The sequence below is a fragment of the Sorangium sp. So ce448 genome (genome assembly GCF_051520915.1).
In the GTDB taxonomy this organism is placed as follows: domain Bacteria; phylum Myxococcota_A; class Polyangia; order Polyangiales; family Polyangiaceae; genus Sorangium; species Sorangium cellulosum_B.
This window is the reverse complement of record NZ_CP150343.1, coordinates 6,655,622-6,681,276: the sequence shown is the minus strand read 5'-3', so window position 1 is coordinate 6,681,276 and position 25,655 is coordinate 6,655,622. Positions and strand designations below refer to the sequence as shown.

21 protein-coding genes are annotated in these 25,655 nt (G+C 71.3%); 7 read left to right on the top strand and 14 right to left on the bottom strand.

Translation table 11 applies throughout. The features are described from left to right. Positions 1-22 precede the first annotated feature (22 nt). Both WMF45_RS25145 and WMF45_RS25140 read left to right on the top strand, forming a co-directional pair. Entirely contained in the window at positions 23-2,611 is a 2,589-nt protein-coding gene (locus WMF45_RS25145; RefSeq protein WP_437719356.1) for a plasma-membrane proton-efflux P-type ATPase, read from the top strand. Between the two features lie 58 nt (positions 2,612-2,669). Continuing rightward, positions 2,670-3,608 (top strand): 1-phosphofructokinase family hexose kinase, encoded by a 939-nt coding sequence (locus WMF45_RS25140; protein ID WP_437719355.1) that lies wholly within the window; start codon positions 2,670-2,672, stop codon positions 3,606-3,608. A 97-nt stretch (positions 3,609-3,705) separates the two neighbouring features. Here WMF45_RS25140 and WMF45_RS25135 read toward each other — a convergent pair whose 3' ends face one another. Continuing rightward, positions 3,706-5,592, bottom strand: coding sequence for a chloride channel protein (locus WMF45_RS25135; protein WP_437719354.1), 1,887 nt, complete (start codon positions 5,590-5,592; stop codon positions 3,706-3,708). Between the two features lie 87 nt (positions 5,593-5,679). Here WMF45_RS25135 and WMF45_RS25130 point away from each other — a divergent pair, with 87 nt between their 5' ends. Further along, a complete protein-coding gene (locus WMF45_RS25130) occupies positions 5,680-5,826 on the top strand; it encodes a hypothetical protein (RefSeq protein ID WP_437719353.1) in 147 nt (48 codons plus the stop codon). Between the two features lie 97 nt (positions 5,827-5,923). On the opposite strand, the gene WMF45_RS25125 is transcribed toward WMF45_RS25130, so the two are convergent. From WMF45_RS25125 to WMF45_RS25115, 3 genes are read right to left on the bottom strand one after another with little or no spacing between them, the layout of a single operon-like run. After that, complete coding sequence (locus WMF45_RS25125; RefSeq protein WP_437719352.1) at positions 5,924-6,748, bottom strand: TSUP family transporter; 825 nt, start codon at positions 6,746-6,748, stop codon at positions 5,924-5,926. A 49-nt stretch (positions 6,749-6,797) separates the two neighbouring features. Continuing rightward, a complete protein-coding gene (locus WMF45_RS25120; RefSeq protein ID WP_437719351.1) occupies positions 6,798-7,673 on the bottom strand; it encodes a 3'(2'),5'-bisphosphate nucleotidase CysQ family protein in 876 nt (291 codons plus the stop codon). A gap of 54 nt (positions 7,674-7,727) precedes the next feature. Beyond that, the gene (locus WMF45_RS25115) at positions 7,728-8,576 is read right to left on the bottom strand and encodes a sulfite exporter TauE/SafE family protein (protein ID WP_437719350.1); all 849 of its coding nucleotides are present in this window, start codon (positions 8,574-8,576) and stop codon (positions 7,728-7,730) included. On the opposite strand from WMF45_RS25115, the gene sat reads away from it, so the two are divergent. Beyond that, the gene (sat, locus tag WMF45_RS25110) at positions 8,527-10,470 is read left to right on the top strand and encodes a sulfate adenylyltransferase (RefSeq protein WP_437719349.1); all 1,944 of its coding nucleotides are present in this window, start codon (positions 8,527-8,529) and stop codon (positions 10,468-10,470) included. The two genes, WMF45_RS25115 and sat, sit on opposite strands and share 50 nt — an antisense overlap. Here sat and WMF45_RS25105 read toward each other — a convergent pair. Continuing rightward, on the bottom strand, positions 10,458-11,426 hold the full coding sequence (locus WMF45_RS25105; protein WP_437322548.1) for a sulfotransferase domain-containing protein: 969 nt from the start codon (positions 11,424-11,426) through the stop codon (positions 10,458-10,460). The genes sat and WMF45_RS25105 overlap by 13 nt on opposite strands. A gap of 229 nt (positions 11,427-11,655) precedes the next feature. Here WMF45_RS25105 and WMF45_RS25100 point away from each other — a divergent pair, with 229 nt between their 5' ends. Together WMF45_RS25100 and mgtE are read left to right on the top strand one after the other, a co-directional pair. Continuing rightward, positions 11,656-13,077 (top strand): chloride channel protein, encoded by a 1,422-nt coding sequence (locus WMF45_RS25100; RefSeq protein WP_437719348.1) that lies wholly within the window; start codon positions 11,656-11,658, stop codon positions 13,075-13,077. 261 nt (positions 13,078-13,338) lie between these two features. Continuing rightward, positions 13,339-14,652, top strand: a complete 1,314-nt coding sequence (mgtE, locus tag WMF45_RS25095) for a magnesium transporter (protein ID WP_437719347.1) — start codon at positions 13,339-13,341, stop codon at positions 14,650-14,652. A gap of 24 nt (positions 14,653-14,676) precedes the next feature. On the opposite strand, the gene WMF45_RS25090 is transcribed toward mgtE, so the two are convergent. The 3 genes from WMF45_RS25090 to WMF45_RS25080 form a co-directional block, all read right to left on the bottom strand. After that, complete coding sequence (locus WMF45_RS25090; RefSeq protein WP_437719346.1) at positions 14,677-14,910, bottom strand: hypothetical protein; 234 nt, start codon at positions 14,908-14,910, stop codon at positions 14,677-14,679. After that, positions 14,907-15,110: a hypothetical protein gene (locus WMF45_RS25085; protein WP_437719345.1), complete on the bottom strand. Its 204-nt coding sequence runs from the start codon at positions 15,108-15,110 to the stop codon at positions 14,907-14,909. Before WMF45_RS25085 ends, WMF45_RS25090 begins: the two co-directional genes overlap by 4 nt. 153 nt (positions 15,111-15,263) lie before the next feature. After that, the gene (locus WMF45_RS25080; RefSeq protein WP_437719344.1) at positions 15,264-16,832 is read right to left on the bottom strand and encodes an aldehyde dehydrogenase family protein; all 1,569 of its coding nucleotides are present in this window, start codon (positions 16,830-16,832) and stop codon (positions 15,264-15,266) included. Positions 16,833-17,181: 349 nt separating this feature from the next. Between WMF45_RS25080 and glgB the strand changes: the two genes are divergently transcribed. Further along, positions 17,182-19,428, top strand: coding sequence for a 1,4-alpha-glucan branching protein GlgB (gene glgB / locus WMF45_RS25075; protein WP_437719343.1), 2,247 nt, complete (start codon positions 17,182-17,184; stop codon positions 19,426-19,428). Positions 19,429-19,516: 88 nt separating this feature from the next. Here glgB and WMF45_RS25070 read toward each other — a convergent pair whose 3' ends face one another. The 6 genes from WMF45_RS25070 to WMF45_RS25045 form a co-directional block, all read right to left on the bottom strand. Further along, on the bottom strand, positions 19,517-20,146 hold the full coding sequence (locus WMF45_RS25070; RefSeq protein ID WP_437719342.1) for a hypothetical protein: 630 nt from the start codon (positions 20,144-20,146) through the stop codon (positions 19,517-19,519). Further along, positions 20,143-20,709 carry an FMN-binding protein gene (locus tag WMF45_RS25065; protein ID WP_437719341.1) on the bottom strand — a complete coding sequence of 189 codons (567 nt, stop codon included), beginning with the start codon at positions 20,707-20,709 and terminating at the stop codon, positions 20,143-20,145. Before WMF45_RS25065 ends, WMF45_RS25070 begins: the two co-directional genes overlap by 4 nt. Before the next feature lie 75 nt (positions 20,710-20,784). After that, positions 20,785-22,158, bottom strand: coding sequence for an FAD-dependent oxidoreductase (locus tag WMF45_RS25060; RefSeq protein ID WP_437719340.1), 1,374 nt, complete (start codon positions 22,156-22,158; stop codon positions 20,785-20,787). 22 nt (positions 22,159-22,180) lie between these two features. Continuing rightward, positions 22,181-23,608 carry a hypothetical protein gene (locus tag WMF45_RS25055; protein WP_437719339.1) on the bottom strand — a complete coding sequence of 476 codons (1,428 nt, stop codon included), beginning with the start codon at positions 23,606-23,608 and terminating at the stop codon, positions 22,181-22,183. A 67-nt stretch (positions 23,609-23,675) separates the two neighbouring features. After that, positions 23,676-25,295: a hypothetical protein gene (locus WMF45_RS25050; protein ID WP_437719338.1), complete on the bottom strand. Its 1,620-nt coding sequence runs from the start codon at positions 25,293-25,295 to the stop codon at positions 23,676-23,678. Further along, a complete protein-coding gene (locus tag WMF45_RS25045; RefSeq protein WP_437719337.1) occupies positions 25,292-25,546 on the bottom strand; it encodes a hypothetical protein in 255 nt (84 codons plus the stop codon). The genes WMF45_RS25050 and WMF45_RS25045 overlap by 4 nt, the downstream gene beginning before the upstream one ends. Positions 25,547-25,655 lie beyond the last annotated feature (109 nt).

Sequence of the window (25,655 nt, the reverse complement as noted above, 5' to 3'; positions counted from 1 at the left end):
CTGCAGGGGAGCGACGTGACACATGCGTGCCCTCGACGATGCGAGCCTCGACGATGCGCTCTCAGAGCTGCGCTCTGACGCTCGGCGTGGCCTGAGCGCCGATGAAGCGAAGCGCCGGCTCGAGGAGTACGGCCCCAACGTCATCGAGGAGGAGAAGAAGCGTCCGCTCCTGAAGCTCCTGTCGTACTTCTGGGGCCCGATCCCCTGGATGCTGGAGGCGGCGAGCGTGCTCTCCGGCATCGGAGCGCGGTGGGAGGAGCTCTGCATCGTCCTGGTCATGCTGCTCGTCAACGGCGGGGTGGGCTGGTGGCACGAGAGCCGCGCCGCGGAGGCCATCGAGGCCCTCAAGAACACCCTCGCCCCGAGGGCGCGCGCGCTGCGCGGCGGGGAGCGTCGGACGATCGACGCCCGGGAGCTCGTCCCGGGAGACATCCTCGTCTTGCGGCGCGGCGACGTCGTGCCAGCGGACGGGAAGCTGGTCGGCGACGAGCTCTCGATCGATGAGTCTGCCCTCACGGGCGAGTCGCTTCCCGTCGACAAGCGCCCTGGAGACGCGGTCTACACGGGCACCGCCGTCAAGAGCGGCGAGGCGCGGGCGCTCGTCCTCGGGACGGGCCGCAACACGCGGTTCGGGCGGACCGTCGAGCTCGTCGCGGGAGTTCAGGAGCGCTCCCACTTCCAGAAGGCGGTCCTCCGCATCGGCTATTTCCTCATGGCGGCGACCGCCGTCCTGGTGCTCACCGTCGTCTCGATCGAGCTCATGCGGGCGCAGGGCTGGATGGATGTCCTGCTCTTCGCGCTCATCCTGACGGTCGCCGGGATCCCCGTGGCCCTGCCCGCGGTGCTCTCGGTCACGATGGCCGTGGGAGCCCGGCGACTCGCCGCGCAGAAGGCGATCGTCTCGCGGCTCGCGGCCATGGAGGAGCTCGCCGGGGTCGAGATCCTCCTCTCGGACAAGACGGGTACGTTGACGCTCAACCAGCTCGAGCTTCAGGAACCCGTGGTCGTCGAGGCCAGGGACCGGGATGAGCTCGTGCTCGCGGCCGCGCTGGCATCGGATCGGAGCGAGGAGCGGGACCCGATCGACGCCGCGATCCTCGCGGCCGTGGACGTGCAGCGGCTCGCTCCCTTCGAGATCCGGAGCTTCAGGCCGTTCGACTCCACGCGCAAGTACGCCGGGGCGCAGGTCACCCGGGGTGGCGACTCCTTCCGGGTGGCGAAGGGCGCTCCGCAGGTGCTGCTGAGGCTGTGCGAGGCCAAGGAGCCGCTGCGCGACGCGGTGCGCAGCGAGGTCGACAGGCTCGGCGCTGCCGGGTTCCGAGCGCTCGGCGTTGCGCGCCAGGACGGCGGTACGTGGCGCTATCTGGGGCTGCTCTCGCTCCTGGATCCGCCGCGGGAGGACTCGGCCCGCGTCGTCGAGGACGCGAAGGCGCACGGCGTGGATGTCCGCTTGCTGACCGGCGATCACCAGGCGATCGCGCGACAGGTCGCGTCCCGGGTAGGCCTCGGCCAGAACATCGTGGAGGCGGGCGACTGGCTGCGATCCGACGACCCGCGCCAGGTCGAGCGAGCGATGTCGGCCGATGGCTTCTCCGAGGTGACCCCCGAGGACAAGTACAACATCGTCGAGCGCTTCCAGCGCGAGGGGCAGATCGTCGCCATGACCGGAGACGGCGTGAACGATGCCCCGGCGCTCAAGAAGGCGGATGTCGGCCTCGCCGTCTCCTCGGCCACGGATGCCGCCCGCGCGGCCTCGGACATCGTGCTCACCGAGCCCGGCCTGGGCGTCATCATCGGCGCGATCGAGGAGGCGCGTCGCATCTTCGAGCGGATGCGGAGCTACGCGACGTTCCGCATCGCGGAGACGACCCGGATGGTGCTCTTCGTCGCGGGCACGATCGTGCTGCTGGGGATCTACCCCGTGACCGCGATCATGGTGGCCCTGCTCGCGATCCTCAACGACATCCCGATCATGACCATCGCGATGGACAACACGCGGAGCTCGGCCGAGCCGGTGCGATGGAACATGCGGTGGGTGCTCGCCGACGCCTCCCTCCTCGGCTTGACCGGCGTGCTGGCGTCGTCCCTGCTCCTGTGGTTTGCCCTGAGCTACCTCCGGCTCCCGGTCGAGGAGCTCCAGACGGTCCTCTTCCTGAAGCTGCTGGTCGCGGGACACATGACCGTCTACGTCACCCGCGTCCGGGACTGGTTCTGGCGGCGCCCGTGGCCGAGCTGGAAGCTCCTCGTCGCCCTCGAGTCGACCCAGATCCTCGGGACGCTGGTCGCGATCTTCGGATGGCTCGTCGCGCCCATCCCCTGGTGGCTGGCGCTCGGGCTCTGGGGCTACGCCATCGTCTGGATGTTCCTCCTGAGCGGCGTGAGGGTCCTGGTCCTCCGGAAGCTCGGGCCGAGGCTCTCCGCGCGGCACGCCGAGCGCGCGGGCGCGGATCGGGCCGAGCGCGAGCGCGCCGACAGCGAGCCCGTGGCGTCCGGAAGGTCGCCGGACGCGGCGGGAGACGCCGCCGGGCGCGCGGCGCGCCCCGACCCGAGCCGGGCGCGCCTGCCGGGAAACCATCCTCCAGGCCCGCAGCGCCCATCGGAGCAACGATGAAGATCGACGTCCTCGACAGCGCCACGATCGGTGGAGACTGGCTGAAGGCGGGCGCGCCATGAAGATCGTGACGGTCACCCTGAACCCGTGCATCGACAAGACGTTCTCGGTGGATCGCGTCGTCGCCGACCGCAAGCTCGCCGGGCAGGACGTGCACGAATATCCGGGCGGGGGAGGCATCAACGTCGCTCGGGTGATCACACGTCTCGGCGGCGAGGCCCACGCGCTCTGGAGCCGCGGGGGCCACATGGGCAGCCGGCTCGCGCGGCTGCTCGACGCCGAGCTCGTGCCGCACGCGCCGGTTCCCATCGAGGGGGAGACGCGCGAGAACCTGATCGTGACGGACCGCTCCACCGGCGAGCAGTATCGATTCGGCATGCCGGGTCCTCCGCTCTCGGACGCGGATCGGCGCCGCTGGATGGAGCACCTGCGGCAGATCCCGCCGTCTGTGGAGTACGTGGTCTTCAGCGGCAGCCTGCCGGACGCCGCGCCTGCGGCGTGGTACGGCGACCTCCTCCGCGCCGCGCCCGGCGGGTGCAAGCTCATCGTCGACACGAAGGGGGCCGCGCTGCGGCGAGCGCTGGAGCGCGGCGTCTATCTCGTGAAGCCCAACGTGCGCGAGCTCGAGGAGATCGCTGGCCGGGAGATGTCGCACGATCAGGAGATCGAGCGGGCCGCGCGCGAGATGGTTGAACGCGGCGGCGCCGAGGTGGTGGTCGTGTCGCTCGGCCGCGGTGGCGCCATCCTGATCACCGCCGGTGGCGTCGACCGTTTCTCGTCTCCCTCGGTGCCCGTTCGCAGCAAGGTGGGCGCCGGCGACAGCATGGTGGGAGGGCTGTCCGCGGCCCTCGTCGAGCGGCGCCCGCTCGACGAGGCCGTCAGGTTCGGCGTGGCCGCCGGGGCGGCCGCGGTCATGAACGACGGAACGGAGCTTTGCCGCCGAGACGATGCGGAGCGGCTCTTCAAGAGCGTGAATCGTCAGGAGGCATCGCCATGACGGAGTCGCTCACGGGGCGGCGCAGAGGGGGCAGGCTCGAGGCCTTGGCGCGCGGGTCGAACGGGCCGTGTGATCCGAAGTCCCACGGCACGGAAGCTCAGCCGAGCAGGATCGGTGTCTCGTCTGCGCGCGCGGGCCTCGTTGTCGCCTCCAGATAGGCCTTTCCGATGTCGGCCTCGTCCACGAACCCGACGATCGCGCCCTCGCCGTCGACGACCGGGAGCTCGCGGACGCCGTGCGCCACCATCGCCTCGGTCGCCGTCCGCAGATCGTCGGCGACCGACACGGCCACCGGCGGTTGCATGGCGTCGGCGGCCACGGTCATCCGCTCGAGGTCGTGCTCCACCGCGACGATCCGGAGCGATTCGCCGGTGATGATGCCGACCATCTGGCGCGACGTATCGAGCACCGGGAAGACCTCCTGCCAGCTCGCGTCCGCGGCTCGCAGGAGCATCTCGCGGGCAGGCGTCCCCGGCGCGAACGTCACCAGCGTGCGCTCCTCGATCATGATCTGCCGCACCCGGATGGTCTTGAGCACGTCGAGCGTCGGCACCGGGTGCGCGGGAGACTCGCGCTGGGTCGGGAGCTGCGCGTGGTAGAGCGAGTGCTTCCGCAGCGCGACGAAGGCGACACCCTCGGCGAGCATCAGCGGGACCAGGAGGTCGTAGCTGCCGGCGAGCTCGCACACCATCACGAGGGAGCTCACCGGCACGTGCGCGACGCCGCCGTAGAAGGTGCCCATCCCCACGAGCGCGAAGGCGCCCGGATCGATGCGCGGGTCGTTGAGAAGGAGCGCCGCCGCGCGCCCGAACGCGCCGCCGAAGAGGCCGCCGATGACGAGCGACGGCGCGAAGTCGCCGGCGCACCCGCCGCTGCCGAGCGTGAGCGACGAGGCGACGATCTTGGCGGCGCAGAGCAGGAGCAGGAGCTCCACGCCGCGCCAGCCCGGGTGGAGCCACGGCGCGCCGGTGATCGCGACCTGGACGGCGCCGTAGCCGCCGCCGAGCAGCCCGAGCCCTTGCCCGGGGCTGTCGATCCTGCGGCCGACGAACCAGAGGACGGGCACGCAGAAGAGGCCCAGCGCGAGCCCGCCGAGCCCTGGACGTGCCCAGGGCGGGATCGGCAAGCGCGCCGCGAGCGCCTTCACGCCGCCGAGGCACTTCAAGAAGCCGATCGCGACGAAGGCCAAGACCAGCGCGAGCAGCGCATAGAGAGGGAGGTGCGACGGGATGAACGCATACTTGGGCGCGTGCGCGAAGAGCGTCGATTCGCCGAAGAACGAGATGAAGACCGAGTAGGAGACGACGCTGGCCAGCAGCGCCGGGATCAGCGCCTCCGCCTCGAAATCGTCGCGGTAGAGCACCTCGACGGCGAGCAGGGCGGCGCCGAGCGGCGTGCGGAATATGGCGGACATCCCGGCCGCGACCCCTGTGAGCATCAGGATGCGATGCTCGCGCCGGCCGACCGCGAGCCCACGCCCCACGAGCGAGCCGAGCGCTCCTCCGATCTGCATCGTCGGCCCCTCGCGACCGCCGGAGCCGCCGGCGCCGAGGGTGAGGATCGACGCGAGCGCCTTGACCCACGCGACCCGCTTGCGCATCCGGCCGCCGTGGTGGTGGAAGGCCTGGATCATCGCGTCTCCGCCGCCGCCCGCGGCCTCGGGGGCGAGGCGCCAGGTGAGGATGCCCCCGGCCAACGCTCCGAGCGCCGGGATCACCAGCAGCAACCAGAGCCGGACGTTCCGGTGCTCGGAGCCGCCGCCGCTGAAGATCGCCTCGCCGTGGGCTCGAAGCCGCGCGTAGCCGGCGAGATGGCCGAGGAGCAGCTCCTCGACGAGCTCGAGGGCGCCGAAGAAGAGCACCGCGACCAGGCCCGCGATGGCCCCGACGAGCACGGCATGCAGGATCGTGCGCCCGACGAGCCGGAGATCGAGCGGCGCGATTTCTGAGATGAGCGCGGAGAACGGGCGCAACCGTTGCCTCACGCCGGTGCGATTTGCTGGGACTGGTTCCGGCATGGCGATGGTCATGGTCGCGCCCGGGCGCGGGCGCAACGAGGCTGAGACAGTCCGGTGCACGCCGAGCACACCGCCCTGACGGACGCGTCACATCCTCCTGTCCGCGCCCAGAAGGCGCGCGTCCCCGCCGGCGTCCAGTACATCCGAGAGATTGACGGGCTCGGCGGCCGGTACGGCGCCGAGACGCGGCCGCGCCGCTGACGAGGACGTCGGGGCCGGTCGCTCGGCCGTCCGGAGCCGTGGCTCCGGCGGACGCCAGCGCGGGGGCGGACGCCGGCGCTCGCCCGCTGCGTGATGCCTACTGGCTTGCGGCCGCGTCCAACGCGCTTGCGGGGGCTCTCGTCTCGACCTGGGCACGGCTGCCCGATGTCAGGCCGCTGTGCCCAGGTGGAGACGAGCGGGCGAATGCCCTGTAGGTCAGCAGCACCCCCGAGGCGAAGAGGAACGCCGCGAAGAGGCGCCTGTACCTGGCGTTGTCGATCCTGACGTAGACGAGCCGATCGACCAGCAAGAAGACGGCGATGCCCGTCGCCACGTAGATGGCGTGCGCGCCGTAATCGATGCGGGCGTGGGTCGCGGTGGCCACCAGCGTGGCAATCTGGAATACCGCGAACGCACAATAGCCGATGGCGGTCGTGACTCGAGTCGCGTCCTTGTCGTACTTCTTGGCGTGCACCAGGGCGGTGAGGAGCGAGCCGCCCAGGTTCGTAAGGCCGTGCACGACTCCCATCGTGACGAGGTAGGTGCGCTCGTAGCGTATCAGGGACTCGATCGCCGCGCCGACCCGCCGGGAGAAGTCCTTGAGGGCGACGAGCACGAGGAACGGACCGATGATGAAGCCGACGTTGATCTCGACGCGGGTGACGAGCGCCAGGCAAGCCACGATGAAGGGGATCGTGTACAAAAGAATCCTTCGGAAGAGGGGCCAGTCGATCTGGGGCCAGTGCTGGACGATCTGAAGCAGGTTGATGGAGATGGATATCGGCAAGAGCACCGTCAGCGTCGTGGTGAAGGAATACCCCAGCAGGAGGAGGATGGGCGTGCCGAACAGCAGCACCCCGACCCCGAAGACGGACTGGATGGCTGCGGTGATCACGACGGCGATCAGGATGTCACGCGCCATATCCCCCCTCAATGTGCGCCTCTCGTCGGCTCCCGCCAACCCCTGTGCCTCAGGGACCCTTGGTCACGTCCCTGTCGTCGCTTCGACCCGCGGCCGGGCGCACCTTGCTCGCCACCACCGCGGAGAGCACCGCCTCGTGCAGCGCGCCGTTGGTAGCCACGATGCCGCGCCGGAGGACGAGGTCGTCACTTCGATAGTCGATGGGCGCGCCGTCGAGATCAGACATGCGCCCGCCTGCGGCGGTCAGCACAGCCTCGGGGGCGCAGGTATCCCAGCGCTTGGCGCCTCCGCCGTCGTGCACGTAGAGATCGGCCTGCCCCAGCACGATGCGCGCCACCTTCACGCCGACGGAGCCGCAGGGGACGATGCGTCCGGTGCCGAGGCGATCGAGCAACGGGTCGAGCCGCGGAGGGCGGTGGGAGCGGGAGATCACGATCGTGGCCTCGCGCGGATCGCTCACCGCGCTCACCGAGAGAGGGCGCCGCGCGCCCTGCGCGTCCTCGGCAAACGCTGCGCCGCCGACTCGGCCGGCGATACCCTCGCCGTCGGCCGGCATCACCACCACGCCGAGCACGGCGCGGCCGGCGACGGCGAGGCCGATCATCACCGCGAACTCGCCGATGTGCTCGGTGAACTCGCGCGTGCCGTCGAGAGGATCGACGAACCACACCCGGCGCGAGCCGACGAGGCGGGCCACCTCCGCGGGATCCTCGGGCACACCTTCCTCGGAGAGGATGGCGTCGCCTGGGAAGGATGCGGCCAGGGATTCGCAGATGATGTCGCTCGCCTCTCGGTCGGCGCGCGTCACTGGATCACCCGGTCCCTTGAGCTCGACCGTGAAGGCCGTGGCGTAAATGGCGCGCACGCGACGCTCGGCCGCGCGCGCGATGCGGATCACCTCCTCGATCTCTGGATCAGTATTCATCGTGCCGACGATTAATACCGGGCGCGGCCCACCGCTAGGGGGGGCACCCGCGTGTCACAATGGCGCACAGTCGGCCGCCGTGGGATTGGTATCATGGTAGGGATTTGCGCAGCCGCGGCCTCGCCCGTTCATCACGTGCGAGGGATGATATCCATGCATGGCTTGCCCGAGCGTCAAGACCGACGCCGCGAGCATGAGGCCGGCGAACGCCCGACGCCGCACGGTCACGCTGATGTGCCTGGAGAGCCTGGCGCCGGCCAGGCTGCCTGCGCACTCGGCGACGCTCAGGCAGACGGCGAGCTGCCAATCGATCGGAGGGTGGGGGAGATGGCCGGCGAGACCAGCCATCGTGTTCATCGCGATGACGAGGATGGAGGTGCCGATCGCGGAGTGCACCGGGGTCCCCGTGAACACGACGAGCAGGGGGACGATGGCAAACCCGCCGCCGAGACCGACCAGGCCGGTCAAGCAACCGACCAGGATCCCCCCTACCGCGAGCACGGCTATAGGCCGCCAGCTCGATCGTGTTCTGCCTTGGTCCTGCGGAAGCTGGCGGCGATCCCAGAACATCGCGCCGGACGCGACCACGGTGGCCATGAAGAAGATCACCCGGAGGACGTGGTCCGGGATCACACCCGCGATGTGTCCTGAGAGGTACGCTCCAGTCATCGAGGCGAGGCCGAAGGCGAAGGCGTAGCGCCAGACGACGGCGTTCTCCATGGCATACGGGACGACGGCGACGAGGCTCATCAGCATGACGGCCACGAGCGAGGTGGCGACCGCGTGGTGGAGCTCGAGCCCGGCGACGGTGGTCAAGAGCAGGACGGTGAGGATCGACGGGCCAGCCCCGAGGATGGCCGATACGATCCCGATGACCAGACCGAGCGCGGCTATCAGGTACATCGTCATGCCGCTGCGTCGCGCCGTATCGCCGCGGAGGTCGCCCGCACCCGCGTACCGCAGACGACGGTCGTGTGCGGGTGCGCCAGCGCGCCCATGCGGAGTGGCATACTGCGTGCCCAAAGCGGTGGCGTACGGATACGTCGAAAGGAGGCGCACAATGGCTTCGATCGAGGGCTTCGTCGTGTGGTTCACCGGGCTGTCGGGGTCCGGCAAATCAACCCTGGCCGCCATGCTGGCCGCCGAGCTGCCGAGGCGGGGCGTGCACGTCGAGTCGCTCGATGGAGACGTCGTCCGCACGCACCTCTCGAAGGGGCTCGGGTTCTCGCGAGAGGATCGCGACACCAACATCCGCCGGATCGGCTTCGTCGCCAGGCTCGTGGCGCGCTCCGGCGCATGCGCGATCACCGCGGCGATCAGCCCCTACCGGGAGATCCGCGACGAGCAGCGGCGCGCGATCGGGCGTTTCTGCGAGGTCTATTGCGAGTGCCCGATCGAGGTGCTCGAACGCCGGGATATCAAGGGGCTCTACGCGCGCGCCCGCGCGGGCGAAATCAAGGGCTTCACCGGCGTCGATGATCCGTATGAGCCGCCGCGCTCGCCCGAGGTGGTCGTTCACACCGATCGCGAGTCGCCCCACGAGGGCCTCGCCAGGATCATCGCCAAGCTCGAGGAGCTCGGGTATATCCGTCCCATGGCGCAGCCGGCCGAGCCGGCGAGGGCGGGCCTCGTGCCCCCGCACGGCGGGGAGCTCGTCGATAGGTTCGTTCGCGGCGACGCCGCACAGCGGCTGCTCGAGCGCGCGGCTCGCTTACCCAGGGTGAGGCTCGATGAGCGCGGGGCGAGCGATCTGGAGCTCATCGGCAATGGCGCCTATTCCCCGCTCAAGGGGTTCATGACGTCGCGGGATTACCTCCGCGTGGTCCGCGAGCGGCGCCTGGAGAGCGGCCTCGTCTGGTCGATCCCGATCACGCTCGCTGTCCCCGACGAGGACGCCGGTCGTCTCTCCCTCGGCAGCGAGGTGGCGCTGGAGTCGCCGGACGGGCGCGTCGTCGGCGTGCTCGAGCTCGTCGACCACTGGACACCGGACAAGGAGGTCGAGGCGCGCAGCGTGTATGGCGCAACGGACGGAAGCCACCCGGGCGTCGCCTACCTGCGGTCGTCGGGCGACCTGTACCTCGGCGGCGAGGTCTGGTTGATCGAGCGGCCGCTCTCACCGCAGTTCCCGGAGTATCCCCGGGATCCGGCGGCGACGCGGGCGGCCTTCGAGGCGCGCGGCTGGCGGCGCGTCGTGGGGTTCCAGACGCGCAATCCGATCCATCGCGCGCACGAGCACATCACCAAGTGTGCGCTCGAGATCACGGACGGGCTCCTGCTCCACCCGCTCGTGGGCGCGACCAAGGCCGGCGACATCCCGGCGGACGTGCGGATGCGTTGCTACGAGCTCTTGCTGGAGAAGTATTACCCTGCAGACCGGGTCGTCCTCGGGCTGTATCCGGCCGCCATGCGCTACGCCGGGCCGCGCGAGGCCATCTTCCACGCGCTCGTGCGCAAGAACTACGGCTGCTCGCACTTCATCGTCGGGCGCGACCACGCTGGCGTCGGGCGCTTCTATGGAACGTACGACGCGCAGCGTGCGTTCGACGACTTCCTCCCGAGCGAGATCGGCATCGAGCCGCTCAAATTCGAGGAGGCCTTCTGGTCCACCGTCGTCGGCGGGATGGCGACCGACAAGACCGCGCCTGGAGGGCCGGAGACGCGCATCACGCTCTCGGGGACCCAGGTGCGCGAGCTCCTGCGCGCCGGGAAGCTGCCTCCTCCCGAGTTCAGCCGCCCGGAGGTCGCGCAGATCCTTCTTTCAGCGATGCAGGGGCGAGGGCACGATCAGGCCGCCTGACGGCGCCCGCCGGCCGACGCTCCGGGGCGCTCCTCGCCGGTCTCCAGCCAGTGGGCGCAGTCGGTTCCCAGCTTCTCGAGCGCCAGCCGATCGAAGCGCGCGCCCTGCTCGGGGGTGATCTCGGCGCGGTAGTCGCGGGCCGGCCCCTTGTGGAAGAACGCCTTGGGGTCCCGCATGTGTGTACCGGCGAACGGGGCCATCTGCTCGGCCCGCTCGCGCATGTAGCCGAAGGAGCAGTGCTCCAGGATCACGTCCAGCCGCAGCCTGGTCGGATCGACGTCGATGAACTCGGCGATGCGCACGATCTGACCGCGCAGGTCCTCCTTGAGCCGCCGGTAATGCACGAGGAGCACGTTCGGCTCGTCCCGGAGCTTCCACCACGATCGCACGACGTCGAACAGGTCACAGCAGCCGTACCCGTCGGTGTCCAACCACTTGTCGAAGAACTCCTGCGCGCTCTCCGGAATAACGAGCCGCGTTGGATCGCTCGACCACTCCGCGTGGATGCGGTTGATCTCGTCCATGGTCTTGGCGGAGAACTGACTCAAGTAGTTGTGGAAGCTGATCCCGAGATCCTTGCCGTTCCGGCCGACGAAGATGTAGCGGGCCTGCGCGGCGATGGGCACGGCGTCCGCAGGCAGATGCGACTTCAGCACACGACGCTCGCCGGCCTCACGCTGCGCCTTCAGCATCGCCAGCATCGCGGCGTGGTCGCCGAAGCTGGAGTCCAGCCAGGGGGACGTGTCCGAGAGAGCGTCTTTCCGCTCCTCTCCGTTGTCGAGGATCTGCTGGATAATGCGCTGGGTCCACGTGGTCCCCGCCTTGAACGGGTCCGCCACGACGATGTCGCCTGAGATGAAGCCGCCCTGCGCCAGGAAGTCGTTCCAGACAAGGGAGCTGTTAAGGTAGTCCCTGACGACTCGCGTCGGATTGATCAATCTGTCGTTCGTGACCATTGCTCACCCTCCTTTGTCGCTGTTGCGAGCAGGATGTCCGGACGACGGGCCCGCCCCCGCCGAGTGGCCGTCAGCCAGGCGCTCCGCTTCGATTTCACGGCTGGAATCGCTTTTCTTTTCAAGTTTCTTTTCAAGAACCGGACCAACCCCGGATGCATTCCGCGGGCCGCCTGCGGGACGCCGCCCGCGCGGCAAGGAGGGCAGACGCGCCGGGTGATAGAGTCCCCGCGTGGTACCTCCAGCATCGCGCGACGCCCCGGAGTCCGCGGGCCACGGCGAGGCCGCCGCCCCGCCTGCAGCGCCCGCGCCGTGGGCGGCGAGCGTTCGCTTCGGGCTCGGCGTCCTGCTCGTCGCCATGGCCGCGGCGGCCTTCGCGATCGCGTTCCGCTCGGCGCTGGCGCTTGCGCTCCACCGCGCCGCGGGCACGTCTGACGTCGTGGCGGCGATGCTCGCGGCGCCGCGCTGGGCGCGGCTCGCCTTGCCGGCCACGGGCGGCCTCCTCGCCGGCCTCCTGGGGATGCTCGTGGCGCGGGCGCCCGCGGGGCACGGCGTCGGCGACGTCATGGAGGCCGTGGTCCTCGGGCGCGTCCGCCTGTCCATGCGCGTCACCCTGCTCAAGTCCGCCGCATCGTGGCTGGCGATCGCGACCGGCGGATCCATCGGCCGCGAGGGACCGCTCATCCAGTTCGGAGGAGCGGCCGGCAAGCTCGTCAGCGACCGCCTGGGCCTGCCGATCGACCGGGCGCGGCTGCTCATTGCCGCCGGGACCGCCGCAGGGTTCGCGGCGGCCTACAACACCCCGTTCGCCGCGGTGCTGTTCGTGCTGGAGGTCGTCACGGGCATCGTCGTGCTCGACGCGATCGTGCCCGCGCTCATCTCGACGGTGATTGCTGCAGCGATCACGCGCGCGGTCCTCGGCGAGGCCCCCATCTATGGCCAGCGCACGTTCCACCTCCGGTCGCCGGCCGAGCTACTCGCCTTCGCCGGGCTCGGGATCTCCGCGGCGCTGGGCGCCCAGGGGTTCATGCGGCTGCTGTCGTTCGGCGAGCGCCAGTTCCGGCGGCCCTGGCTCGGGCTGCCCTGGCGCCCGGCCGCCGGGGGCGCGCTGGCAGGCGCGGTCGTCGCGTTCCTCCCGGAGGTCGCCGGCAACGGCTACGAGCCGCTCAACGCGGTGCTCGACGGGAGGTTCCCGGTCGGCTTCCTGGCGCTGCTGCTGCTCGGCAAGTGCTTCGCCACGACAGCGTCTGTGTCGTCCGGGAGCCCGGGCGGCGTCTTCACGCCGACCCTCCTGCTCGGCGGAGGAGCCGGCGTCCTCTACGCCTGGGCGCTCTCCCACGCCGGCGTGCCCCTCGGCGAGGCCGGGGGCTACGCGCTGGTCGGGATGGCGGCCGCGACGGCCGCGACAACGCACGCCCCGCTCATGGCCGCGGTGATGGTCTTCGAGCTGTCCGGCGACTACGCCATCGTCCTGCCGCTCGTGCTCGCCACCGCGATCGCGACGCTCGTGTCCCGGCGGCTCCGCCGCGATTCCATCTACACTGCGGAGCTCCGGCAGCGAGGGATCGGCTGGAAGATGACGATGGAAGGGCGGCGCATGGTGGAGCCGGCCGCGGCCCCGCGCGACAGCGCGCGCCGGGGATCCGGTCGCTAGGACGGTGAGCATGTTGAGAGGTTGTGGGGAGCGCCGCCACACCGGGCGAGCCGGGGCCGCCTGCGCCCGCGCCCGTCCAGATCAAGCCCACCGAGCCCGCGTCGGTTTGATCTGAGCCGAAAAATCCCCGTTGCACGTGCCGGGCTCGGCGATAGATGCTCGGCGCGCCGGGACCTTTCGTTGCCGCGGGACCTCAGGTCGCGCGCCTCGACATCCTCGATCCAGCATTCCTCGCCCGCAACCTCGTCGTGGAGGTGACCCATGTCCGACGACCGTCTTACCGCCGCAGAGCTCGGCGAGATCTGGGCGGTGCTGTCCCCCGAAGAGCGCGCCGACGGCGTCGAGCACCTCGAGCGGGGCGAGGCGCACAGCTTCTTCCTCGGCCTCGCCGAGCAGGAGCAGGCCGCCGTCCTCCTCGCGATGAAGGCCGGCGAGCGAAAGCTCTGGATGCGGCTCCTCGCGCCCGACGACGCCGCGGACGTGATCCAGCTCGTTCCCCAGGAAATCCGCGCCTCGCTCCTGGAGACGCTGGACGAGCCGACCCGGCGCGAGGTTGCGGCGCTCATGGCGTACGCCGAGGACGCAGCAGGTGGGCTCATGAGCCCACGATTCGCCCGACTGCGGCCCGACATGACGGTCGGCGAGGCCATCCGGTACCTCCAGCGGCAGGCCCAGGAGAAGATCGAGACCATCTACTACGCGTACGTGCTCGACCAGGAGCAGCGGCTGCAGGGCGTTGTGTCCTTCCGGGATCTCTTCACCGCGCGCGGTGACAAGGCCCTGTCCGAGGTCATGCGGCGGGACGTCATCTCCGTGCCCGAGACGCTGGACCAGGAGGCGGTCGCGCGGGTCATCGCGCGCCACGACCTCAACGCGCTGCCGGTCGTCGACGTCGAGGGCCGCATGAAGGGCATCGTGACCGTCGACGACATCGTCGACGTCGTCCAGAGGGAGGCGACCGAGGACATCCAGAAGCTCGGCGGCATGGAGGCGCTCGACACGCCCTACATGCAGACCGGCATGCTCGCCCTGGTGAAGAAGCGCGCCGGCTGGCTCTCGGCGCTCTTCCTCGGCGAGATGCTCACGGCGAGCGCGATGGGGCACTACGAGGAGGAGATCGCGAGAGCCGTGGTGCTCGCGCTCTTCGTGCCGCTCATCATCTCGAGCGGCGGCAACTCCGGGTCGCAGGCGACGACATTGATCATCCGCGCGATGGCGCTCGGCGAGGTCACGATCAAGGACTGGTGGCGCATCGTCCGTCGCGAGGTCGTCGCCGGCCTCTCGCTCGGCCTCATCCTCGCCACGATCGGCATGGTCCGCATCCTCGTGTGGCAGGCCATCTTCCACACCTACGGGGAGCACTATGTCGAGGTGGCCGCCACCGTCGCCACGAGCCTGGTCGGCATCGTGGCCTGGGGGACGCTCGCCGGCGCGATGCTGCCCTTCGTGATCCGCCGGCTAGGATTCGACCCGGCCAGCGCCTCCGCGCCGTTCGTCGCGACCCTCGTCGACGTCTCAGGGCTCGTGATCTACTTCAACGTCGCGCAGGTCATCCTCCAGGGGAGCCTGCTGTGATGTCGCAGCTCGGGGCTGTAGCGCTCAGCGAGCGCGGTAGATGCGGAGCACGGTGATCGTCCGCGCCTCGCGATCGATCGTGAGTACCACGTCATGGAAGCCCGCGCTGAGGAGGTAGTAGGGCGCCTCCCACGCGAGCTCGCCTTCGCCCGTCTCCGCGAAGCGGACGACCGCCCGGTCGATCATGAAGGCCGAGTGCATCGGCAGCCTGTAAAACGTGACCAGAGCAGGGAAGTTCCAGACGACGCGGAAGCTCATCCGCCTTGCTCGCGGGCCAGCTCCTCCAGGGCCCGCGGCAGATCCTCGTGAGCGACGAGGCGCGCACGGCCCGCCGCGATGTCAGCGAGGTCCCGATCGAGCTCGGCGCGCTGCTCCGGCGTGAGCCTCTGCACACGCGCCGCGCGATCGATGGCCGCGAGGATGGGGTCGCTCGGCAAGGACCCAGGCCGGGTAGACATGGGTTCAGCGTGGATCAGAAGGGGGCAGGGATGCAAGAGCGCGCGCCGCTGGCACGAAGCGCAGGATCTGTGCCCGCCCGGCGGCCGTCCATCCGGCGTCTGGCCAGCTGACGTTCTCGAGGCTTCCCGCCGCGCCGTCGACAGCGCGCCGTCCTAAAAGAGCTCCCCGATGCGCCGCAGGAAGCCGCCGCTCGAGAAGAGCGCGCGCATGCCTCGCTTGAACCAGCTGTACGACGACGCGGTGTAGGGGAACCAGGTCGGGTCCTTCGACCCCAGCGCGATGCGGTCCGCGTTGATGTGCTTGACGTCGCACATCTGCCGGAGCCCATCCTCGCCCATCACCCGGCCGAAGCCGCTCTGCTTGACGCCGCCGAACGGCGCGTCGGGGAGGGCGCCGTTCATGAGCACGTCGTTCACCAGCACGCTGCCGGCCTGCAGGCGCTCGGCGAGCCGGCGGGCGTGATCGGTGTCCTCCGAGAAGACATAGGCGTTGAGGCCGAGGTGCGACTCGTTCGAGAGGCGGATCGCCTCCTCCTCGGTCGCGACCTGCATGAACGGCACGACCGGCCCGAAGATCTCCTCGGTCATCACCGTCATCGCATGATCGCAGCCGGCGATGATCGTCGGCTCGAAGAACTGGCCCTGCCCCGGCGCGCGCTTGCCGCCGGCCTTCACGGTCGCCCCCTTGTCGACAGCGTCCTTGATGTGCCGCTCGGCGACGTCGATCTGCGGCGGGAAGATGATCGCCCCCACGTCGACGAACTCCTTGCCCGGATCACCCTGGTTCAGCCCCTTCGTGATCTCGACGGTGCGCTCGAGCAGGCGATCGTGGATCTCGCGGTGCGCGTAGACCCGCTCCACCGCGACGCACACCTGCCCCGCGTTCGCGAAGCCGCCGAAGACGATCGCCTGCGCCGTGCGCTCGATGTCCGCGTCCGCGCAGGCGATGAGCGGCGCCTTGCCGCCGAGCTCCATCACGCACGGGATGAGGCGCTCGCCGCAGGCGGCGGCGACCTTCCTCCCGGTGCCGACGCTGCCGGTGAAGAGGAGCATCTGGATGCCGCTGTCGATGAGCGCCGCGCCGGTCGGCCCGTAGCCGGTGACGACCTGGAACAGATCCTCGGGCATGCCCGCGCCGTCCCAGATCTCCTTCTGCTTGAGCGCGATGAGCGGCGTCACTTCGCTCGGCTTGAGCACGGCGGCGTTGCCGGCGACGATCGCCGCGAGCACGTCGCGCAGCGCGAGCTGGAACGGGAAGTTCCACGGCGAGATCACGCCGACCACGCCGCGGGGGACGTAGTGGACCCAGCTGCGCCGGTGCTTGAAGAGGTGGAGCTTGATCTCGTGCGGCTCGAGCGCCTTCGGGGCGATCTGCGCGAAGTACGTCGCCATGTCCGCAGCGACCAGGACCTCGTGCAGCAGCGCCTCGTGGCGCGGCTTGCCGCACTCGCGCGAGAGCAGATCGACGATCTCGTCCGTGCGATCGACGATGGCGTCGCGGAAGCGAAGGACGCGCTGGCAGCGCTCCTCCACGGGCAGCGCGCCCCACGCCTCCTGCGCGCGCCGCGCCCGGGCGACCGCGGCACGCACCTCCTCGGCGCTGGTGTTCGGGGCCTCTCCAAGGAGCTCCCCGGTCGCGGGCGCGTAGCTGCGGATCGCCGCGCCTCCGTGCCCGTTCATGCCAGGACCGCTGCCGTTGCCCCCGATCGGGCGTTCGCTCACCACCTGACCCATGTTCGATCCCTCCGCCTGTCGAGCCCGCGTCGCTTGCCGGATGGCCTCCGTGGCGCGCTGCTCGACGCCGGGACCCTACCCTTCCCGAGAAGGTACAGCAAATGAGCATTTGCGCTGTTTCCCGATGAATCCCGACGATTCTCGGCGTGCTCACGGTCGATCCGGCCCCCCCGACATCCGCTGTTGCGCTGCGGACAAATGGTGAGCACACCGTGGTTGCGCCAGGGGGGACCGGCGCCGCAGGCCGCGCCGGTGTGCCCGGGTGAGCCTGGTCGGCGTCTCGGGCGGACTCTCGGCATGACGTCGGCGAGTGGAGCCGCTATAGGCGGACCCCGACATGTTGGAACAACGAGAACTCGATCTCATCGCGGCAGTCGAGCATCCGGATCCGCACCACGTGCTCGGCGCGCACGAAGACGAGGACGACCTGGTTGTCCGCGTCTTTCGGCCGGACGCCACCGAGATCTCGGTGGTCCCGGGCGACCCCAGGCTCCGGAGGCAGCCGATGGAGCGCGTCCACCCCGCAGGCCTCTTCGAGGCGCGCTTCCCCGGCGTGTCCTACCCCGCGGACGGACGCTTCCCGTACCAGCTCGAGCTGCGCTTCGCGGACGGCAACTCGTCGGTGGAGCTCGACCCGTACGCGATGCCGCCGACGCTCGGGGACATCGATCGCCACCTCCTGGCCGAGGGGCGGCACTGGGAGCTCTACCGCGTCCTCGGCGCGCACGTGCGCGAGGTGGACGGGGTCTCCGGGACGTCGTTCGCGGTCTGGGCCCCGAACGCGCGGCGGGTGAGCGTCCTCGGCGACTTCAACCACTGGGACGGCCGCCGCCACGCGATGCGCCGGATGGGCGAGGGCTTCTGGGAGCTCTTCATCCCGGGCCTCGGCGAGGGCGCGCTCTACAAGTACGAGATCAAGACGCCGGAGGGGCACCTCACGGTGAAGACCGATCCCGTCGCCCAGGCGATGGAGCTCCGGCCGGCCACCGCCTCGCGGGTCTACACGAGCCGCTACGTGTTCCAGGACGGCGACTGGATGCAGGAGCGCGGCAGGATCGACTCCCGCAAGAAGCCGCTCACGATCTACGAGGTCCACGCCGGCTCCTGGCGGCGCGTGCAGGGCGAGGGCCCGCCGTACGAGGGCGGGATGCGCTGGATGACGTACCGCGAGCTCGCCGACCACCTCGTCGACTACGTGGCCGAGCTCGGCTTCACGCACATCGAGCTCATGCCGGTCATGGAGCACCCCTTCGACGGGTCATGGGGTTACCAGGTGGCGGGCTACTTCGCCCCGACCAGCCGCTTCGGCGATCCCGACGACCTCCGCTACTTCATCGACCGCTGCCACCAGCGGGGGATCGGCGTGATCCTCGACTGGACCCCCGCGCACTTCCCCAAGGACGCGTGGGCGCTCGGGCGGTTCGACGGCACGGCGCTCTACGAGCACCTCGACCCGCGCCTCGGCGAGCACCGCGAGTGGAACACGTACATCTTCAACTACGGCCGCCACGAGGTGCGGAACTTCCTTGTGGCCAACGCGCTTTACTGGCTCGACGAGTTCCACATCGACGGCCTGCGGGTCGACGCGGTCGCCTCGATGCTCTACCTCGACTACGCCGCGCAGGGCGGCGACTGGGTGCCGAACCGGTATGGCGGCCGCGAGAACATCGAGGCCATCGACTTCATCCGCGAGCTGTCGAACCGGGTGCACGAGCGCTGTCCGGGCGCGATCCTCTGCGCGGAGGAGTCCACCGCCTGGCCGTCGGTCACCCACGCGACGTACGTCGGCGGGCTCGGCTTCGACTTCAAGTGGAACATGGGGTGGATGCACGACACGCTCGACTTCTTCAAGCACGAGCCCATCCACCGCGCCTTCCACTACCACCAGCTCACGTTCGGGCTGATCTATGCCTTCTCCGAGAAGTTCCTCCTGCCGTTGAGCCACGACGAGGTCGTGCACCTCAAGCGGGCGCTGCTCTCGAAGATGCCCGGCGACTACTGGCAGATGCTGGCGAACCTGCGCGCGCTCTACGGCTACATGTGGGCGCACCCGGGCAAGAAGCTGCTCTTCATGGGCGGTGAGATCGGCCAGTTCGCCGAGTGGAGCGAGAAGACGGAGCTCGACTGGGGCCTGCTCTCGGTGTCCGAGCACGCGGGGCTCAAGCGGCTCGTGACGGAGCTCAACGCGCTCTACAAGAAGTATCCCGCGATGTACGAGCTCGACGACGAGCACCACGGCTTCCGGTGGATCGACTGCACTGACCACATGCAGACCGTGATCTCGTTCATCCGCTACGGCGACGGCGCGGGAGATCAGATGTCACCCTCGGGCACGCACGTCGTGTTCATCGGCAATTTCACGCCGGTCCCGCGCCATCACTACCGGATCGGCGTCCCGCGGCGCGGCGCCTACCTGGAGGTGCTCAACACCGATGCGGTCCAGTACGGCGGCAGCGGCGTGGGCAACCTGGGTCGCGTCGAGGTCGAGGACGTCGCGAGCCACGGGTTCCCGCAATCCATCGTGCTCTCGCTCCCGCCGCTCGGGGTGCTCTGGCTCGTCCCCGAGCACGACGCGCCGGGCTGAGGCCTCGTCCGGCGCGCTGGTGACCAGGTCCCCAGGGCGCCTTCGCCCGTCGGGGCGAGCGCGCTCCGCGTGGGGAGCGCGCGGGGGTTTACTGGGCCTGGGGCTCGTCGGCCGGCGCTGCCTCGCCTCGCCGCGAGCGCCTCGGCAGCCACATGTCCACGGTCGAGACGACCGCCATGGCGCCGAGCGACAGCAGCATCGCCACGCCGGAGATGGGCATCAGCGCCGCGGCGCCGGGCGCGCTCCGGAGGAGCCATGGCGCCGCGATGTGCAGCCCGCTCGTGACGACGGCCGCCGCGACGCCCGCGGTGTGGAGCCACGACGGCAGGCGCGCAAGCAGCCACAGGTGCGCGAGGATCAGCACGTAGACCGGCACCGAGAAGAGGTGGAAATGCGTCACCTCGAGCAGCTTCCGTTCGGAGATCTGCTCGACAAGGACGCGCGGCGCCTCCGGCGTTCCGGGGAGCTCGAGCTCCGGGCCCAGATCGAGCGCGGGCCCCTCGGCCGCGGCGGGCGCCTGGGTCGGGGCAGGCGGCGGCGCGGCGACCGCCGCGCCCGCGTAGTACGCGGCGGCCCCCGCGTCCTGCACCATCGCCCCGTAGAGGCGCCACGACACGAGCAGCCCGATGACCGACGCGAGCGTGAACGCCGAATAGAGGAGCTTCGCGCCGAGCGAGAGCGACCTCAGCCGACCGGCTGAAGCTGTGAAATCCCTCACAGACCGCCGCGCTTCAGCGCGAGCTGGAGGACGAGCGCGTCGCGCTTGACGCCGAGCGCCACGGAGCGGGACGAGATGGATGCGCCCGACACGATGTCGATGTCCTTGCCCGCGGTGATCGGGTCGCCCGCCGTCTTGCCGCGGAACTGGGCGCGGAAGCGATCGCCGCGGACCTCGTCGCCGTACGCCTCGCGGTACTCGAGGATCTCGATGCGCTCCACCGCGCCGGCCGTCGAGAACTGCACGGCGAAGTCGATCAGCTCGTGCATCCCCTTCTCTTCGTCCTTGATCGCGTAGCCGTCGATCTTGCCGTCGGACTCCGCGACGTACACAACCCACTCGCGCTTGACCGGCGCCCCCAGCTTCTTGCCGAGCTCCTGCGCCTCCGCGTCGCCGAGGACGACCTTGCGATGACCGACCTTCTTCGAGCTCGCGAAGAAGCTCTTCAGGACAGCAGGGACCGTCCAGTACGTCGCGCCGTGGGCGGGCAGCGCCGCCAGGATGAACGTGAGCGCCGCTGCTGCAGCGAAGTGGGCGGTGCGGAGGTCACGAGAAGGACGCATCAAAGCTCCGACGAAGCTGTCATTCGTGAAAGTCAAAGTCAACGGCGTTTGGGCCGCGGATTTGTGGCGTGGGCGTCAGTCGCGCACCTGCACGTCCAGGTAGCGCTCGGCGTTCAGCGCCCACGCTTCCGGGCTGCGGCCGGCCTCGACGTGCGCCACCGCGTCGGCCGCGATCGCGGCGCAGTGATCGAGGTTGCAGTGCAGGAAGAGCGCCTGCCGCCCGAAGGGGACCACGCCGAGCGCGGCGGCGCGGCGCATCGCGGCCCGCCAGTCCCGCAGCCAGCCGCGCCGGTAGAGCGGGTACACGCGGGGCACGAAGCGCTGCCGGGCCTCGAGCGGCGCCACCCCGCGCGGGGCGATGCCCGCGCGCACGAGCTGGTCGAGCAGCGCCTCGAGCGGCGGGCCCGAGGCGAAGTCGCGCCCGCTCCCCCAGGCCCCCTCGGGGATCTCGACGCACAGCACCGTCTCGCCGGGGCGGCGGAGATCGGGCGCGTAGTTCTGCAGCTCGGAGACGCGGCCGAACCAGAAGCGCGGGTCGGGGCAGTAGTACGTCTCCGGGGCGCCGAGCCGCGCGCGCGGGTACGCCAGGTAGACAAGGTAGAGCCCGCGGTGCTCGAGCGGCGCGTCGGGCACGAGATCCGCGAGATCGCCGGCGAAGAGGATCGGCGCCGCGCCGGCGCGCGCGCCCGCCCCGGCCAGGCCGAGGGCGGTCCCGCACTCGGCCTTGACGCCGGCCTCCGCGAGGCGCGCCTCGAGGTACGTGACGAGCGACGAGATGCCCGCCGGCGGGTAGATGAACCGCGCGAGATCCGCCGAGGCGCCGCCGCGGCCGCGGGCGAGCCCCTTGAACAGCGCGAGCGGGCTCGTCGTGCTGATCCGCTTCTTCGCGACGGTCTGGGAGAGCTCGGACGGCGGGAGGCCCCAGACCTTCTCGGCGTAGGGCCGGTAGAACGACGCGTAGGCCGCCGCGCCGACGCGGTCGCGCACGAACCGCTCGAAGCCGACGTCCTCGCCGGCGAGGGCGCGGTCGTGCTCCCAGCGGGCGAAGGCCGCGCGCCGGCCGCGCTGCGCCACGAACCCGAGGCCCATGGCGGCGCCGGCGCGCAGGCCGAGCGCGCGGAGCATCGAGGGCGCGCTCGGCGGGTAGGGGACGTGGCGCTCGCCGAGCACGAGCACCCCGCGGCGCGGGCGCGAGAGGAACGGGGAGCGCGCGTGCACCTCGCGGAAGAGCGGCTGATCGAGGGCGGCCGGGTGGAGCCGGTGCGAGCCGAGATCGCACGGCAGGCCGCGGAACGTCTCGGCGCCCGCGAGCCCGCCGGCCCGCGCCGCGCGCTCCACGAGGCGCACGCGCCGGCCGGCCCGCGCGAGCAGCAGCGCGGCGTAGAGGCCGGAGATGCCGGCGCCGACCACGAGGCGCTCGGGCCCGGCGTCGTCTGGGCGGAGTGACATGGTGTGCCCGCGTCCGGCGCGCTCAGTACATGAACCCGAGGCCGAAATTGAGCTGCGTCTGGTCGAACCCGAGGGTGCGGTCGCGCAGCTGGTAGTCGGCCTTCACGACGACCCCCTGGGTCGGCCGGTACGAGGCGCCGAGCGTGAGCTCGCGGACGCCGTACGAGGCGTTGGCCTTGTAGCCCTCGGGCACCGCGGACTGCGTGTCGTACGCCTCGACGCGCGCGAACGGCAGGAGCTCGTGGCCCACGCCGAGCGGGCGGAGCACGTCGAACGCGGCCTCGACATAGCCGCCGCGGATCCGGGAGGCCACGGGGCTCGTGGGATCGATGAAGTTCGGCGCGCCGCCCTCGTTGAACGAGACCATCAGCGCGCGCGCCTCGGGGAGGTGCCACTCGGCGAACAGGACCCGCGTCTCCAGGCCGCTCCTGCGCCAGCGCGCGTCGAGCGACCAGCCGAGGACCGGGACCGACAGATCCACCGGGGTGCCGTCGCGAAGGAAGAATTTGCCCTCGCCGTTCGGCCCGGCGTCGCTCGCGTACACCGACGCGCCCGCGACGACCCCGAGCAGCGGCTCGGCCTCGACGCGCGCGACGGCCGCCCATGCGTTGGCGCGGGCGAGCCCGCCGCTCTGCCGCCCGCCGGCGAGGCCGCCCGCGCGGAAGCCGAGCGGATCGAGGCCGGTCATGGCGTAGGCCTCGAAGCGCAGCCAGTCGAGCGGCTGCCCGAACGCGCCGATCCCGATCTCGCGCCACGTCGAGGGGATGACCAGGGTGTCGACCTTGGGCCTGACCACGCCGTGGAATACAGGCGGCTCGTGCCACTGGTTGATGATCCCCATCGGGACGAGCACGAGGCCAGCGCGCAGCCCGAGGGCGCGGCCTGCCGCGTTCCACTCGATGTAGGCCTGCTCCAGCTCCGCGGCGCCCGGGCAGCTCGCGCAGGAGATCGAGTGTTCGACCTCGAGCTCGACGTAGGACCGGATGTCGGCCGTGAACTCGTGCGCCACGAAGAGCACGAGCCGGGGGATGTCGGCGACCCACGCGCGCTCGCCCTCGCGGCCGGTCGTCGTGCCGCGGACATGCACCTCGCCGTAGCCGCCGACGGAGGTGCTGCTGGCGCTCGCCCCGGCGCTGCGGAACCGCTGCTCGGTCAGGCCGCGGACGAGCTCGTGCTCGGGCGCCTCTCCGGCGCCGAGACCGACGGCGGGCTTCCGGGGCTCCGGCGGCGGCGCGGCGTCCTCGGGCGGCAGGTCGAGGACCGGGCCGTCCGGCGCGGGCTGCGCGGCGGGGGCGGGCTGCGGGGCGGGCGCTGGCTGGGCGGTAAGCGCGGGTTGCGCGGCGAGCGCGGGCTGCGTAGCAGGCGGCGGCTGCGCGGCGGCGGCGAAGGGCAGCAGCGCGCCGAGGACGACGCCCACGGAGCGAGGCCACAAGGACGTGATCGCTTTCATGACGAGGACCGGGAGCCCGGAGGAGCGGGAGTCTTCGCGCCCTTGAAAACGGAGGTCAACCTCGTTTTCAGCGAGGGGGCGCGCCGCGCGGCGCGCGCGAGAGCGCGCCGCCTGCCGGAGGTCCGGCGGGCAGCGCCTCGAGCAGCGCAAGATCGCTCCAGAGCGCGTCGACGTAGCGCGAGCGCGGGCGCGCGAAGCGGATCGCGATCGTGTAGCCGCGGCCTGCGAGCGCGTCGCGCGCCTCCGGCGACAGCGCCTCGCTGGTGATGAGCGCGCCGCCCGGCCCGGCCTGCTCGACGTAGCGGACGAGCGCGGCGTCGTCGCGGACGCGGACGGGCAGCCGGCCGGGCGCGCCCTCCTGGATCATCCGGTCGAGGTCGCGCGTGAGCACCGGGCGCTGCTCCGCGCCGGCGTCGCGGAGGAAGCGCACGATCGCGGCCGCCGGCGAGGGCGCCTCGTGCTGGCGAGCGAGCGAGATCGCGTCGGCGAGCCATTGCGCCGCGAGGGCCGCGACGAGGGCGAAGGGCGCGGCGGCGCGGAGCGCGCGGTGGCGCGGAGCGCCCTCCGCCGCGGGGCGCGCCGCCGAGAGGGCCGCTGCGCCGGCGGCCATGGCGACGAGGAGGAGCGGGACGAGCGGGAGCCAGTGCCGCGGCTTGAAGGCGATGTTTTGCCCGAGGAGCGCCCAGAGGAAGTAAGCGAACGCGGAGACCCAGAGCTCGGGTTGCTCGCGCAGCGCGCGCGCGGCCCGCTCTCGCGACGCGACCCGGAGCGCGCCCGCGGCGAGGAGCGCGATCAGGAGCGGCGCGCCGAGCCAGCGCGCCGCCGGCGCGTCGGGCCACGCTCCGCCGAGCCCGTTGGCCCAGATCCCCCAGAGCACGCCGCGGAGGCGATCGAGCGGCGACGAGACGGTGATCGCCGTCCCTCCCCAGCGGGTGAAGTGCCCGAGCCCCTGGACCCACGTCGTCGCGACGAGGTCGCGCGGCGTCGCGATCAGCACGAGCGGCACGAGCCAGGCGAGCGCGCCGGCCGCGAGGTCGCGGCCGCGCGCGAGCCACGCGAGGCGGCCGCCCTCGCCGCGGGCGATGACGGCGAGGCAGGCGAGCGCGAACGGGAAGTACGAGAGCCTCACGCCGAGCCCGACGCCGAGCAGCACGAGCGCCCAGGTGCGCGTGCGCGCCGCCGCGGCGGCGGTATCCAGCGGCGCGGCCGGAGCGGCCGCCTGCGCGCCGCGGGGGCGCCGCGCGCGTGCGCACAGCCAGAGCGCCGCGGTCACCGCCGCGGTGCCGGCCATGTCGCTGAGGAGCTTCTCGGACGACAGCCACAGGAACGGCGAGGCGAGCGCGAGGACCCCGGCGAACACCGCGGCGCGCCGCCCGGCGACGTCGCGCGCGAGCAGGGCGGTGAAGGCGACGGCGGCCGCGCCCGACGCGGCGCTGACGAGGGCGAGCGCCGCGCGCGGCGTCGCGCCGAGCAGCGCGAGCCCCTTCGCCGCCGCGACGAACACGGGGTAGTACGGCGCGTGGGGGCGGAGCGCGACCACGTCGAACCGCTCCACGCCCAGCGCGAACCGGAGCGCGTCGATGTCCTCGTCGTGATCGATGCGGAAGAGCAGGCGCGAGGCGAGCGCGGCGGCGGTGAGCGCGGCGAGCGCGGCGAGCGCGAGCAGATCGCGCCGCTCTTCCCTCACGAGCCCGAGCCGGACCCCGAGCCGGGCGCGTGCGTCGGCGCGCCGCAGTCCGGCTGATCCACGCTGGCCGCCCCGGCGCTCGTGGTGGCGCCCGAGCCGGACCCCGAGCCGGGGAGCGGCGCCGCCGGCGTGTCGCACTGATCGAACAGCTCCTCGCCCGCGTAGTCGAGGCACGCGGTCGCGAGCGACGCGATGACGAACGTGGCGCCCGCCACGACGAAGGCGGTGCGAAGCGATGCCCAGGAGCCCAAGCCAGCCACGCAAGCACCGTGCCGCTGACCCAAATGACTGTCAAGCGCGTGTGTCCCCCGGGTTGCGCCTGCGCGGCGGGGCGGCGCGTCGCTCGTTTTTTGCTCCTTC

Coding starts and splice junctions, on each gene's coding strand:
- WMF45_RS25090 (WP_437719346.1), bottom strand. CDS start 14,910: ATGAGCTTCCGCGTCGTCTGGAACTTCCCTGCTCTGGTCACGTTTTAC.
- WMF45_RS25065 (WP_437719341.1), bottom strand. CDS start 20,709: ATGCGTCCTTCTCGTGACCTCCGCACCGCCCACTTCGCTGCAGCAGCG.
- glgB (WP_437719343.1), top strand. CDS start 17,182: ATGTTGGAACAACGAGAACTCGATCTCATCGCGGCAGTCGAGCATCCG.
- WMF45_RS25105 (WP_437322548.1), bottom strand. CDS start 11,426: ATGGTCACGAACGACAGATTGATCAATCCGACGCGAGTCGTCAGGGAC.
- mgtE (WP_437719347.1), top strand. CDS start 13,339: ATGTCCGACGACCGTCTTACCGCCGCAGAGCTCGGCGAGATCTGGGCG.
- WMF45_RS25145 (WP_437719356.1), top strand. CDS start 23: ATGCGTGCCCTCGACGATGCGAGCCTCGACGATGCGCTCTCAGAGCTG.
- WMF45_RS25140 (WP_437719355.1), top strand. CDS start 2,670: ATGAAGATCGTGACGGTCACCCTGAACCCGTGCATCGACAAGACGTTC.
- sat (WP_437719349.1), top strand. CDS start 8,527: ATGGCCGATACGATCCCGATGACCAGACCGAGCGCGGCTATCAGGTAC.
- WMF45_RS25115 (WP_437719350.1), bottom strand. CDS start 8,576: ATGTACCTGATAGCCGCGCTCGGTCTGGTCATCGGGATCGTATCGGCC.
- WMF45_RS25120 (WP_437719351.1), bottom strand. CDS start 7,673: ATGAATACTGATCCAGAGATCGAGGAGGTGATCCGCATCGCGCGCGCG.
- WMF45_RS25055 (WP_437719339.1), bottom strand. CDS start 23,608: ATGAAAGCGATCACGTCCTTGTGGCCTCGCTCCGTGGGCGTCGTCCTC.
- WMF45_RS25125 (WP_437719352.1), bottom strand. CDS start 6,748: ATGGCGCGTGACATCCTGATCGCCGTCGTGATCACCGCAGCCATCCAG.
- WMF45_RS25060 (WP_437719340.1), bottom strand. CDS start 22,158: ATGTCACTCCGCCCAGACGACGCCGGGCCCGAGCGCCTCGTGGTCGGC.
- WMF45_RS25085 (WP_437719345.1), bottom strand. CDS start 15,110: ATGTCTACCCGGCCTGGGTCCTTGCCGAGCGACCCCATCCTCGCGGCC.